General features: G+C 57.2%; 11 protein-coding genes. 9 read left to right on the top strand and 2 right to left on the bottom strand.

Annotated elements, in window-relative coordinates; genetic code table 11:
• Position 1: 1 nt before the first annotated feature.
• Together rhaS and BFP70_RS02425 are read right to left on the bottom strand one after the other, a co-directional pair.
• On the bottom strand, positions 2-994 hold the full coding sequence (rhaS, locus tag BFP70_RS02430) for a rhamnose ABC transporter substrate-binding protein (protein ID WP_066009779.1): 993 nt from the start codon (positions 992-994) through the stop codon (positions 2-4).
• 45 nt (positions 995-1039) lie between these two features.
• Complete coding sequence (locus BFP70_RS02425) at positions 1040-1843, bottom strand: DeoR/GlpR family DNA-binding transcription regulator (RefSeq protein WP_066009778.1); 804 nt, start codon at positions 1841-1843, stop codon at positions 1040-1042.
• Positions 1844-2031: 188 nt separating this feature from the next.
• Here BFP70_RS02425 and BFP70_RS02420 point away from each other — a divergent pair, with 188 nt between their 5' ends.
• From BFP70_RS02420 to BFP70_RS02380, 9 genes are all read left to right on the top strand, one after another.
• Positions 2032-4140 carry a bifunctional rhamnulose-1-phosphate aldolase/short-chain dehydrogenase gene (locus BFP70_RS02420; protein ID WP_083217313.1) on the top strand — a complete coding sequence of 703 codons (2109 nt, stop codon included), beginning with the start codon at positions 2032-2034 and terminating at the stop codon, positions 4138-4140.
• Between the two features lie 114 nt (positions 4141-4254).
• Positions 4255-5526, top strand: coding sequence for an L-rhamnose catabolism isomerase (gene rhaI / locus BFP70_RS02415; protein WP_066009777.1), 1272 nt, complete (start codon positions 4255-4257; stop codon positions 5524-5526).
• Positions 5527-5688: 162 nt separating this feature from the next.
• Complete coding sequence (locus BFP70_RS02410; RefSeq protein WP_066009776.1) at positions 5689-6633, top strand: tripartite tricarboxylate transporter substrate binding protein; 945 nt, start codon at positions 5689-5691, stop codon at positions 6631-6633.
• 75 nt (positions 6634-6708) lie between these two features.
• Positions 6709-7188, top strand: coding sequence for a tripartite tricarboxylate transporter TctB family protein (locus BFP70_RS02405; RefSeq protein ID WP_176715473.1), 480 nt, complete (start codon positions 6709-6711; stop codon positions 7186-7188).
• Between the two features lie 4 nt (positions 7189-7192).
• Positions 7193-8677 carry a tripartite tricarboxylate transporter permease gene (locus BFP70_RS02400; protein ID WP_066009775.1) on the top strand — a complete coding sequence of 495 codons (1485 nt, stop codon included), beginning with the start codon at positions 7193-7195 and terminating at the stop codon, positions 8675-8677.
• A complete protein-coding gene (locus BFP70_RS02395; protein WP_066009774.1) occupies positions 8674-9846 on the top strand; it encodes an L-rhamnonate dehydratase in 1173 nt (390 codons plus the stop codon). Before BFP70_RS02400 ends, BFP70_RS02395 begins: the two co-directional genes overlap by 4 nt.
• 2 nt (positions 9847-9848) lie before the next feature.
• Entirely contained in the window at positions 9849-10763 is a 915-nt protein-coding gene (locus tag BFP70_RS02390) for a dihydrodipicolinate synthase family protein (protein WP_066009773.1), read from the top strand.
• Positions 10764-10772: 9 nt separating this feature from the next.
• Positions 10773-11483 (top strand): GntR family transcriptional regulator, encoded by a 711-nt coding sequence (locus BFP70_RS02385; protein WP_066009772.1) that lies wholly within the window; start codon positions 10773-10775, stop codon positions 11481-11483.
• A complete protein-coding gene (locus BFP70_RS02380; protein WP_066009771.1) occupies positions 11480-12469 on the top strand; it encodes a 4-hydroxythreonine-4-phosphate dehydrogenase PdxA in 990 nt (329 codons plus the stop codon). Before BFP70_RS02385 ends, BFP70_RS02380 begins: the two co-directional genes overlap by 4 nt.
• The last annotated feature ends 10 nt before the right edge of the window (positions 12470-12479 follow it).

The raw sequence follows: 12479 nt of genomic DNA, 5'->3' as shown, positions 1-12479 counted from the left end.
ATCAAAAGATAGATTTGAAATCATCGATATTGGTTTCATCATAGACGAACGGATCGGCCATCGCGGCAGAGTTGGTGTCGTCCAAGGTGACCTCGCCCATGCGCCCGATAGAGATTTCTGCGCCCGGCTCCGCTGTCGCGTCGCCCTTGGCCAGATGATAGGCCATCATGGTCGCGGAATAGCCCAGATCAATCGGGTTCCAGATGGCGAAGGATTTGGATGCACCCGATTCAATGGCGCCGGCCATTTCTGAGGGCAGGCCGAGTCCGGTCACATTGACCTGCCCAACCTTACCCGCATCCACCACGGCTTGCGCGGCGGCGACGATGCCGACGCTGGTCGGGGCAATGATGGCATTCAGATCTGGGTTGGATTGCATCAGACCCTGTGCCTCGCGGTAGGATTTATCGGCCAGATCGTCGCCATAAACGGTGCCGATGACCTCAACACCCGGATAATTTGGCAAGACCTTGGTCATTTCCTCGATCCAGATATTTTGGTTGGTCGAGGTGGTGGTGGCGGATAAAACCGCGACTTTGCCACCATCGGCGGGCAGCTCATCCGCCGCCAGCTTGATGATCATATTGCCGATCAATTCATTCGAAGATGGGTTGAGATGCGCCATCCGGCCATCGGGGGCCACGCCAGAATCCCAGCTGACAACGGTGATCCCGCGCTGCATCGCCTTTTTCAGGGTTGGCACCAATGCATCTGTGTCATTGGCCGAAATCGCGATCGCATCGACACGCTGCGCGATCAACGAATTGATCACTTCAATCTGCCCCTCAGCAGTGGTGTCGGTGGGACCGGTGTAGATGATCTCTACATCGCCCAGCTCCTGCGCGGCCTCTTCAGCCCCTTTGGCCGCAGCTTCAAAAAAGCCGATCCCAAGCGCTTTGACCACAATGGCGATACGCATGTCATCTGCAGCAGCGGATTGGGCAAAAAGACCCGTGGCCACGGCAACCGTCGTCAAAAGTTTTGTCAGTTTCATGTCGTCCTCCCTAAACCCGAAACTGTCACGCGCACCTGTCTCCTGTCAGGTTCCCGTGGGCTCCTCCACCGTGGCGCTCGGGCTCGCCACGATCAATTTCACATCGGCTGCCTCAAGCATGGAGGCGGCGCGATCGCTGATCCCGTCATCGGTGATCAGCACGTCAATCCGGTTCAGCGGGCACAGCACCAATGAAGACCGGTTTTCGAATTTTGAACTGTCGACCAGCAGCACCAGCTCGTCCGCCTGACCGATCAGCTTCTGCTCGGCTTGGATTAGCAGCGGGTCGGCCTCCATCAGGCCCAGCGGCCCGACCCCCTGCGCGCCCATGAACATCCGCCGGGCATAGAAATTGCGTGTCACGTCATTATCGAAAGGCGACAGAACAATGTTTTGTTCGCGGTAGATCACGCCACCCGACAGCAAAACGGTGTTCTTTGAATGATGCAGAAGATGTTCTGCAATCGGGAAACTATTGGTGAAAACCTGCAGTCTGCGCGACGCCAGCGGGTGCACCATTTGAAATGTCGTCGTGCCGCCATTAATGATGATTGGATCGCCTTCGTCGCAAAGTTCTGTCGCTGCGCGGGCAATTGCGCGTTTCTGCTCGATCATGATTGTTTCATTGATCGAGAACGGGCGTCCCGCCAGCCCGGGGAATTGATTGGGATTAAGCGCCTCTGCCCCGCCGCGCACCCGGCGCAGCTTCTTTTGGACATGTAATGCTGCGATATCACGCCGGATCGTGGCCTCTGACGCGCCAGTCAGCGCGCAAAGCTCTATTACTGTCGAAACAGGGCGATCCTGAATGGCAGATAGAATAATCCTATGGCGTTCTTTTTCGTGCATGTCGCTCCTCCGTCTTTCATTGCTACTTGGCGTCAGCGCTCACTGTCAATCAAAAACAATCATATTAATCATTTTTGCGTTGCAGCATGATTGTTTATGATCGTTTATGATTGACAAGACGCTGCACCCTGTTCAGTCTTGGGTCGAATTACCCGCTTACTATACGGTTCACCGGGAGGAGAATACTGATGACCACCGTCGATCAACGCCTGCATGCGCGGCTGCAATCCTTATGGGATGATGCCGTCGCAGAGAAAATGAGCGAGCCAGAAAAGCTTCTGTACCGCTCCAACCTGCTTGGATCTGACAAGCGGATCACCAATTACGGTGGTGGCAATACCTCTGCCAAAGTGATGCAGGCGGATCCGCTGACCGGTGATATGGCCGAGGTTCTATGGGTCAAGGGATCGGGCGGGGATGTCGGCTCGATCAAAATGGACGGGTTCTCGACGCTGTATATGGACAAGTTGCGCGCGTTGAAGGGCAAATACCGTGGGCTGGCGCATGAAGATGAAATGGTTGGATATTTGCCCCATTGCACATTCAATCTGAACCCGCGCGCGGCGTCGATTGACACGCCGCTTCATGCCTATGTGCCGAAAAAACATGTCGATCACATGCATCCGGATGCGATTATTGCCATCGCTGCATCGGCCAATTCCAAACAATTGACGGCTGATATTTTTGGCGATGAAATCGGTTGGTTGCCGTGGAAAAAACCGGGCTATGAATTGGGCCTGTGGTTGGAAGATTTCTGCCTGAAGAACCCGGATGCGAAGGGCGTTGTGCTGGAAAGCCATGGTCTGTTCACCTGGGATGACGATGCCAAGGCCTGCTATGATCTGACGCTGGATATCATCAATCGTGCGATGGATTTCTTTGCAGCAAAAACCAAGGGCGTGGCGGTGTTTGGTGGCCCCGAACATGACAGCCTGCCGCAAGCAGACCGGCGGGCGGTTGCCGCGAAACTGATGCCAGCGATTCGCGGTATGGTGTCGGGGCAGCAGCATATGGTGGGCCATTTCAATGATTCCGATGCTGTGCTGGAATTTGTCAATGCCAAGGGCATGCGGGATCTGGCGGCGTTGGGCACGTCTTGCCCCGACCATTTCTTGCGCACAAAAATTCGTCCTCTGGTCGTGGATTTCATCCCAGCCCAGAACAATATTGACGCAGTGATGGAAGGCTTGCCCGGACAGGTCAGCGCCTATCGTAAGGATTACGCAGCCTATTATGACCGTTGCAAACATGCGGACAGCCCGGCGTTGCGCGACCCCAATGCAGTCGTTTATCTGGTGCCCGGCGTCGGCATGATCACCTTTGCCAAGGACAAAGCCACGGCGCGTATCGCAGGCGAGTTTTATGTGAACGCGATCAATGTGATGCGTGGTGCCTCTACGGTCAGCACGTATTGCGGTCTGCCAGAGCAAGAAGCGTTTGATATCGAATATTGGCTGTTGGAAGAAGCCAAGCTGCAACGTATGCCCAAACCAAAAGCAATGGCGGGCCGTGTGGCGCTGGTCACGGGCGGTGCCGGTGGCATCGGTGCGGCCACTGCCGAGCGGTATCTGCGCGAAGGCGCCTGTGTGATGCTGGCCGATATTGATGCCAGCGCGCTGGCCGACACTGCCAAAGGACTGTCGAGCGCCTATTCCCCTGACGTCGTGCGCACCGTTGAAATGAATGTGACAGATGAGATGGCGGTGGTGCAGGCCTATGCCGATCTGGCGGTGGAATTCGGCGGCATCGACATTTTGGTGTCAAACGCGGGCATTGCCTCTTCGGCGCCGATTGAAGAAACGACACTGGATTTGTGGAATAAGAACATGGCGATCTTATCCACCGGGTATTTCCTTGTGTCGCGCACGGCGTTCAAATTGATGCGCGCACAAGATATCGGCGGTGCGATTGTGTTTGTTGCGTCAAAGAACGGGCTGGCGGCGTCGCCCAATGCCTCGGCCTATTGCACGGCGAAAGCGTCAGAGATCCATCTGGCGCGCTGTTTGGCACTGGAGGGGGCCGAGGCGGGTATTCGTGTGAATGTGGTCAATCCCGACGCGGTGTTGAAGGGGTCCAAGATCTGGTCGGGCGAATGGCTGGATCAGCGCGCCTCCACCTATGGCACCGATAAGGGTGGGCTGGAAGAGATGTATCGCCAGCGTTCCATGCTGAAGCGATCGGTCCTGCCCGAAGACATTGCAGAGGCTGCGTATTTCCTGGCCTCGGACGCTTCGGCCAAATCCACCGGCAATATCATCAACGTAGATGCCGGCAACAAAGAGGCGTTCACGCGCTAAGAACAGATGATGCCGCTTCGATGATGGGCCTGAGGGGCGGCACCTGGGCCACCGGACAGCGGTTCGGTGGACCCATGAATTTCCAGGTGGGTAGGCACCTGATGGGAGGAAATGATGATTAATACGGATGTGATTGCGAAGGCCAACGCCCTCGTTTCGGCAGATCTTGCCAGAGATTACGCCGCACTGGGAGAGCGTTTGGCGCGGCGCGGAGTGAATATTGACACGGTGAAAGACCGGGCCAAAGCCTTTGGCGTGGCCGTGCCAAGCTGGGGCACCGGCACGGGGGGCACGCGTTTCGCACGGTTCCCCGGACACGGCGAGCCCGCGACGATCTTCGACAAGCTTGATGATTGTGGGGTGATCCATCAGTTGACACAGGCGACGCCGACCGTGTCGCTGCATATCCCATGGGATAAGGCCGATCCGGCAGATTTGAACGCCAAGGCTCAGACGCTGAATTTGCGCTTTGACGCGATGAACTCCAATACGTTTTCGGATACGGGCGATGAACATAGTTATAAGTTCGGCTCGCTCAGTCACACGGATGGTGCGACGCGGGCGCAGGCGATTGAGCATAATCTTGAATGTATCGAAATAGGCGCCCAGCTTGGCTCTAAGGCACTTACGGTTTGGATCGGAGACGGTGCAAATTTCCCCGGTCAAACCCATATGGGGCGGCAGTTTGAACGTTATCTGGCGTCAATGAAAGAGATCTATAAAGGGCTGCCAGAGGATTGGCGGATCTTTTCAGAACATAAGATTTATGAGCCTGCCTTTTATTCGACCGTGGTGCAAGATTGGGGCACCAGCCTGTTGACCGCGCAGGAGTTGGGGGACAAGGCGATGTGCCTTGTGGATCTTGGCCATCACGCCCCGAATGTGAATATTGAGATGATCGTCAGCCGACTGATCCATGCAGGCAAGCTGGGTGGTTTTCACTTCAATGACAGTAAATACGGTGATGATGATCTGGATGCAGGCACCATCGAACCCTATCGGCTGTTCTTGGTGTGGAACGAGCTGGTGGATGCGGAGGGCACGCCGGGGCTGGATCTGGCGCATATGATCGACCAATCCCATAACGTGACCGATCCAATCGAAAGCCTGATGATTTCTGCAATGGAAATTCAACGTGCTGCGGTGCAGGCGGCGTTGGTCGATCGTGCGGCTTTGGCGGCCTATCAAGACGATAATGATGCGCTGATGGCTTCGGCGACGCTGCGGGCTGGGTTCCGCACGGATGTAGAGCCGATCTTGGCCATGGCACGGCTTGAAACAAGCGGCGCGATTGACCCGATCATGGCCTATCGCGCCTCTGGCTATCGGGCACAGGTTGCGGCCAAGCGCCCTGTTGTAAAAGGCGGTGGGGGCGGCATCGTGTAAATACCCTCTACCCTGCGCTGGCTTGTCCGGCGCGGGGGAGCTGTAGTGGCAGGCTACGCGCAAAATGAAATATGAAATTTGGTATACCAAATATTGCAAACTAAGGCGAATCGTGGGTAAGGTATCCCTGCGCTGCGAGGAGGCAGTGCTCAGGAGGATATCATGAAACATATTGTGACATCGGCGCTGCTGGCGTCGGTTTGTGCTGTTGCGGCACATGCAGATGAATTTCCTAAAGGCACCATTGAAGTCGTGACGCATTCCGGTGCGGGGGGCGGAACGGATACAACAGCGCGGATGATGCTGCGCTCGGTCGCGCCGGTTTTGGGTGCCGATATGATCGTTGTCTCGAAACAGGGCGGGTCGGGCGCTGTTTCGATGGAATATGTGAACGGGCGCCCGGCAGATGGGCAGACGCTGTTGGTTTGGACCACCGGCCATGCGGTGACACAGGCCAAAAATGGCGCATCCTCGGCAGAGGGTTGGATCCCTGTCGCGCGTGGCACGAATGATCCGCAGGTGTTGATGGTCAAATGTGGCGCTTACGCCGATGCTCAGGCGTTTATTGACGCGCAAACGTCCCAGTCGCTGTCCTATGGCGTGACCCATGTCGCCAATATCGACGATGTCTCCGCCTTTATGTTCACCAAGGCTGCAGGCGTAAACCCACCTGATATCATTCCTTTTGAGGGTGGCGGCGATCTGCTGACCAATTTGGTTGGCGGAAATATTGACGTTGGCGTGCTGAATTACGGCGAGGCAGCTGCACAAATCACAGCGGGGGAGGTGTGCCCGGCCATCGTCACGGGGTCCGAACGTCTGGCAACTGCGCCGGATACACCGACCACCGCCGATTTGGGGATTGATGCAGATTTCGCCACTGTACGCGGCTTTGCCGTGCGCGAGGGCACACCGGCGGATATCGTCGCCAAACTGGAAGCGGCGTTAATGGAAGGCATGCAATCCCCGGAGTATCTGGAGTTTTTGCAATCGCAGGGGCTTGAAGGGAACTCGGTCGCGGGGGCGAAAGATTGGGGCCGGCAGATGGATCAAAGTGTCCGTCAGATGCAAGAGGCGCTTATCACCCTTGGATATGTTCAAGGATAGGGCCGTTGCCTGTCTTGGGTGGCCATCGTGCCACCCAATGTGCCGCCTGTCCCATCCATTATGAAAGATCATCCCATGCCCGCACATAACCCGCGCGCGTTGATCCCGTTGTTGATTGCCTGCAGCCTTGCACTGTTTGCGATTGGCTGGTCGTTCACCTTCAAAGATGTGCCGCCATTTTTGATCCGCGGCTTTCAGCCTGCGGCCTTCCCCCGATTGATTTCGGGGCTGATCCTGCTGTTGTCGGTTTTGGCGTTTATTGAGCTTAAGCACCATGAATTCCGGCTTGAGGATGCGCAGCTTGAACCGCTTGCCCCAGCGTTCTGGCGCAGTCTTTTGATGTTGGCAGGCTTTGCCGCGTTGCTGGGATTGGGCGATTTGCTGTTTGCCCTGATGGTGGCAACGGCGGGTGTGTCCTTCATCTGGGGCGAACGGCGCGTCCTTGTCCTTATCGGCTTGGGCGTGGTGGCCCCTGTGCTTGTCTTTGTGCTGTTCGATCAGCTGTTTGAGGTGCGCTTTCCGCGCGGCTTCCTTTTAGATCTTTATTATCGGTGATCTCATGGCGGATATGCTTTCCGGTTTGGCTGCCTTGGGCGATCCAAACCTGCTTCTCTTGATCGTGTTGACCACCTTGGCGGGGACGATCATCGGCGTTTTGCCAGGGCTGAATGCGACCACCGGTGCCGCGCTGTTATTGCCGTTCACACTGACGATGGATCCGGTGTCGGCCACAGTCATGCTGGCCACGATTTATGGATCCGCGACATTCGCAGGGTCGATCACGGCGATATTGATCAACACGCCGGGCACGTCGGCCTCCGCCACGACCTGCCTTGATGGCTATCCGCTGGCCCGTGATGGTCAGGCGGGGCGCGCCCTTGGCGTGGCCACGCTGGCGTCAACGCTTGGCGGTTTTGCCTCGATTGTGTTTTTGTTCATGGCCGCGCCGCTGATGGCCCGGTTGGCCTATGATTTCGGGCCACCAGAATATTTCGCGCTGACGCTTTTTGGGCTGTCTATGCTGGCGACGATTGGGGGCGGTTCTGCGATCAAGAACCTGATGGCCGGCGCCTTTGGTGTGCTGTTGTCCACCGTTGGTGTCGATCTTCTTACGGGGGTTGAGCGCTACACATTTGGCACACATGCCCTGTATGAGGGCGTAGGGTTTGTGCCCGTGATGATCGGTATTTTTGGTATTGCCGAATTGCTGGGCCAGTCGACGCAGCTGCATGTTGTGCGCGAAATTATCGCGATGAAAGCCGCCAAATTGCCTGATATGGCGGATTTCCGGCGCATCCGAAAAACAATCCTGCGCTCGACCGGAATTGGCACATTCATCGGTGTTCTTCCCGCCGAGGGGGCCACGATTGCCTCGATGATATCGTATAATGAGGCCCGCCGATGGTCGTCCAATAAGGCGAATTTCGGCAAGGGAGAGATTGAAGGCATTGCTGCGTCCGAGGCGGCAAATAACGCCGCCATCGGCGGCAGCCTTGTTCCGACGCTTGCGCTGGGTATTCCGGGCAGCCCCACCGCGGCGGTCATTCTTGCGGGTCTATTGGCCCAAGGTATCCAGCCGGGTCCGACGCTGTTTGCAGAACAGGGCGAATTTCTGGGTGTGATTTTTGCCGGGCTGTTGCTGGCCAATGTGCTGTTCTTGATCGTCGGTCTGGGCGGTGCGCCGATCTTCGCCCGGATCACCACGGTGCCTGTGCAAATCCTGTGGCCGTTGGTCTTTTTGTTTTCGATCGTGGGGGCCTATGCGATCCGCCAATCGGTCAGCGATATATTCATCGCGCTGGGCTTTGGGGTCATCGGGTTCGCGATGAACCGAACGGGGTTTTCCGTGGTGTCTTTGGCCATCGGCCTTGTGCTGGGGGTGATGGTTGAACAACGGCTGGGCCAATCCATCGCTATGTTCCGCGGGGATTGGTGGATGATGTTCCAACGCCCCATCGCGCTTGTATTTTTCGCCCTGACCTGTGCTGCGCTGTTTGGCCCGGCACTCAAGGCGCTGATTTTCAAAAGAAAGGCTATGTTGTGAGCAAGATCAAATCCGTCCGGACCCGCGTTTGGACCTGGACCGGCCCAACCGTTCCGCCATCTGGAAATTTTTGCACCAATGCTTCTGATCTGCTGTGGGATAAGGGCGATGCGATGGGCAGCTTTCGGTTCCATCAATGGCTGACGGTGGAGGTCGAATGCGAAGACGGCACCATCGGGATCGGCAATGCGGCCCTGGCGCCACGTCTGACCAAAGCGGCGATTGACCAATATTACGCCCCGTTGGTGATTGGAGAAGACCCGTTCGACTATGCCTATTTGTGGGAAAAAATGTATCGCCGCACCTTGGCCTGGGGGCGCAAAGGCGTTGGAATGGTTGCTATCTCGGCGGTGGATATCGCGATCTGGGATCTGATGGGTAAATTGTCGGGCAAGCCGGTGTTCAAACTGCTGGGCGGCCGAATGAAGGACGCCATTCCGGTCTATTATTCCAAACTATATTCCGGCCCGGTCGCGGACATGCAGACAGAGGCCGAAACCGCCCGTGCTGCCGGCCATACCGGATATAAGATGCGGTTTGGCTGGGGGCCTAAGGATGGTATGTCCGGCATGCGCGAGAACCTCAAACGTGTGGAAGCTGTGCGCGAGGTGATCGGCTATGATGCGGATCTGATGTTGGAATGTTACATGGGGTGGAATTTGGATTACACCCGCCGGATGTTGCCCAAGCTGGAGCGGTTTGAACCGCGCTGGCTGGAGGAGCCGGTGATCGCGGATGACATTCATGGCTATGGTGAGCTGAACCGGGGATCAATCCCGATTTCGGGCGGGGAGCATGAATTCACCTTGTTCGGGTTCCGCCAATTGCTGGAGGCGCGCGCGGTCAGCGTGATTCAATATGACACCAATCGTGTCGGCGGTATTACGGCAGCGCAGAAAATCAATGCCCTGGCCGAGGCCTATCAGGTGCCTGTCATCCCCCATGCCGGGCAGATGCACAATTATCACCTGACGATGGCTAGCCCGAATTGCCCGATGTCGGAATATTTTCCAGTCTTTGATGTCGAGGTGGGAAATGAGCTGTTCTACTATGTGTTTGATGGGGATCCTGCGGCGCAAAACGGGTTTTTGCAGCTATCGGATGACACGCCGGGGCTGGGGCTTTCCATCTCGGATGCGCATTTGCACCACTTCACGATCGAGGAATGACGATGGCACAGCAATTCACCGGCGCATGGCCCGTAGCACCCACACCGTTTCATCCCGATGGCACGCTGGATCTGCCCGGCATGCGGCGGGTGATCGATTGTATCGTCGATCAAGGGGCCGATGGGATGTGTGTCTTAGCCAATTTTTCGGAACAGTTCTTGATTTCCGATGAGGAACGCGCGGCGCTGACGCGGCTGTCGCTGGAACATATGGCGGGGCGCCTGCCGGTTATTGTCACGATTTCGCATTATGCCACACCGATTGCAGTGGAACGTGCGCAGTTGGCCCATGATTTGGGCGCGACAGCCGTGATGATGATGCCGCCCTATCACGGCGCGTTGTTAAAGGGCACCGCTGCGCAAACCTATGAACACTTCGCCCGTGTGGGCGAAGTGGGCATCCCGATCATGGTGCAAGATGCGCCTTTGTCCGGGGTGGATCTGCCCGTGCCGTTGTTGGTGCGCATGGCACGCGAGATTGAAATGGTTCAGCATTTCAAGATTGAATCCGTCGCAGCGGCGGCGAAGCTGCGCACGCTGATTGCACAAGGTGGTGCAGATATTGTGTCACCGCTGGATGGTGAAGAAGGGATCACGATGCTGGCCGATCTGGATGCGGGCGCCTGCGGCACCATGTGTTCGGCGATGGTCACCGAACATATCGGGGCCTGTGTCGCCGCGCATCGTGCGGGAGATCGCGCCACTGCGGTGGCGCGCTATACGCAGGTCTTACCCGCGGTGAACCATGAAAACCGGCAATGTGGGTTTCGTGCGGCAAAGGCTGCGATGGTCGAGGGGCGGGTTTTTGCTTCTGATTTCTGCCGTCATCCTATACCGCCACTTGCGCCAGAGACACGCGCAGAATTGTTGGACCTGTTGCAGCCGCTCGATCCAATTTCGATGCGGTGGGGACATTGAGGACATACTATGACCGAACATCTTGATCTTGCGACCCATCTTGCCGAGCTGTCCCCAATTACGGCGCGCAAATCCTTGTCTGAGGAGGCGGCCGACCGGTTGCGCGACTTTATTTTGTTGGAAAAAATTGCCCCCGGTCAGCCGATCCGGGAGCGCGACTTGGCCGATGCTCTGGGGATTTCACGCACCCCTTTGCGTGAGGCCTTGCGGCTGTTGGAAATAGAAGGGCTGGTGGAATATGGACCCACTCGCCGCCCGTTTGTAGCCGATCCTGATCTGGATACATTGGCGCAAAACCTGTCCGTTCTGGGCGCGCTGGAAGGTCTGGCAGGGGAACAGGCCTGCGCCAAGGCGACCGATGCCGAAATCCGCGCCATTGGTGAGATTTGTGCTGCGATGCGCGACCGCTCTGACCTGGATGATCCATTGACCTTTTTTCGCCGGGATATGGCGTTCCACGAAGCTATCGTGCGGGCGTCGGGCAACCGTCCTTTGGCCGAAACGCAGCGGCAATATAACGCGCGGTTGTGGCGCGCCCGGTTCATTTCATCGCGCTCGAAGCCGGACAGACCCCGGACCCTGCGCGAACATGATATGGTGTTTCAGGCCTTAAAAGACCGCAATGCGGTGGCCTGTGCCACGGCGCTGCGCACCCATCTTTCCACTACGGTCGAAAACGTCGCACGCACGCAGGCCGGTAAATCCAAGGATGCATCATGACCCCTCGTATCGGCATCATCCCTGGCGACCCCAGCGGCATCGGACCTGAACTTGTCGCGCGTCTTTTGACCGCTGACGGTGTGACACAGGCGGCGGACATCGTCTTGATCGGTGATCGTGTGGTTTTGGAACAAGGAATGGCACAGGCCGGCTGTGACTATTCGCTGGATCCGGTTGATCCGGCGGCGATTGGCGGCTCTACGGGTCTGCGATGGTTGGAAACCCAGACCATCACCGCCAGCGACATTATTGTGGGGCGCGAAACCGAAGCTTCTGGCCGCAGCGTCTTGGCGACATTGGAGCGGGCCTTGGATCTGCTGCGCGATGGCGTGATTGAGGCATTGGTTTTTGCACCTTTCAATAAGGCGGCCATGCATTTGGCAGGGTTATCCCATGCTGATGAGCTGCATCACATCGGGGCCTATCTGGGGGTGCAGAATTACCTATCCGAGCTGAACACATTGGATGGCATGTGGACAAGCCGCGTTACCAGCCATATTGCGCTGCGCGATGTGGCCGATGCGATCACACCAGACCGGTTGATCGAGGCGATTGAACTCGCGGATACAACCCTGCGCCGCTCTGGTGTGGTGCGGCCGCGCATCGCGGTGGCCGCATTGAACCCGCATGCCGGGGATGGCGGGAATTTCGGGACCGAAGAAATTGACGTGATCACCCCAACGGTTGAGAAGCTCGCGGCGCGGCAGATGGCGATTTCAGGGCCGTGGCCATCCGATACAGTGTTTTTGAAAGTGGCAGCGAAAGAGATCGACGCCGTGGTGACGATGTATCACGATCAAGGGCAGATCGCGCTGAAACTTATGGGGTTTTCACGGGGCGTAACGGTGCAGGGTGGGATCCCCTATCCGATCACCACACCGGCACATGGCACTGCGTTTGATATCGCAGGCCAGGGCCGCGCGGATGTAGGTGCCACGCGGGCCGCTTTTGATATTGCCTGCGACATGGTCCGCAACTGGGCCTGATCCCCAGGGG

It is taken from the genome of Thioclava sp. SK-1 (genome assembly GCF_001705665.1).
Classification (GTDB): Bacteria; Pseudomonadota; Alphaproteobacteria; order Rhodobacterales; family Rhodobacteraceae; genus Thioclava.
The sequence above is the reverse complement of the archived record's forward strand: the minus strand, read 5'-3'. Positions and strand labels throughout refer to the sequence as shown.

Bases quoted from the DNA above. Each gene is read 5' to 3' on its own strand.
- rhaS (WP_066009779.1), bottom strand. From the start codon at position 994: ATGAAACTGACAAAACTTTTGACGACGGTTGCCGTGGCCACGGGTCTT.
- BFP70_RS02425 (WP_066009778.1), bottom strand. From the start codon at position 1,843: ATGCACGAAAAAGAACGCCATAGGATTATTCTATCTGCCATTCAGGAT.
- BFP70_RS02420 (WP_083217313.1), top strand. From the start codon at position 2,032: ATGACCACCGTCGATCAACGCCTGCATGCGCGGCTGCAATCCTTATGG.
- rhaI (WP_066009777.1), top strand. From the start codon at position 4,255: ATGATTAATACGGATGTGATTGCGAAGGCCAACGCCCTCGTTTCGGCA.
- BFP70_RS02410 (WP_066009776.1), top strand. From the start codon at position 5,689: ATGAAACATATTGTGACATCGGCGCTGCTGGCGTCGGTTTGTGCTGTT.
- BFP70_RS02405 (WP_176715473.1), top strand. From the start codon at position 6,709: ATGCCCGCACATAACCCGCGCGCGTTGATCCCGTTGTTGATTGCCTGC.
- BFP70_RS02400 (WP_066009775.1), top strand. From the start codon at position 7,193: ATGGCGGATATGCTTTCCGGTTTGGCTGCCTTGGGCGATCCAAACCTG.
- BFP70_RS02390 (WP_066009773.1), top strand. From the start codon at position 9,849: ATGGCACAGCAATTCACCGGCGCATGGCCCGTAGCACCCACACCGTTT.
- BFP70_RS02385 (WP_066009772.1), top strand. From the start codon at position 10,773: ATGACCGAACATCTTGATCTTGCGACCCATCTTGCCGAGCTGTCCCCA.
- BFP70_RS02380 (WP_066009771.1), top strand. From the start codon at position 11,480: ATGACCCCTCGTATCGGCATCATCCCTGGCGACCCCAGCGGCATCGGA.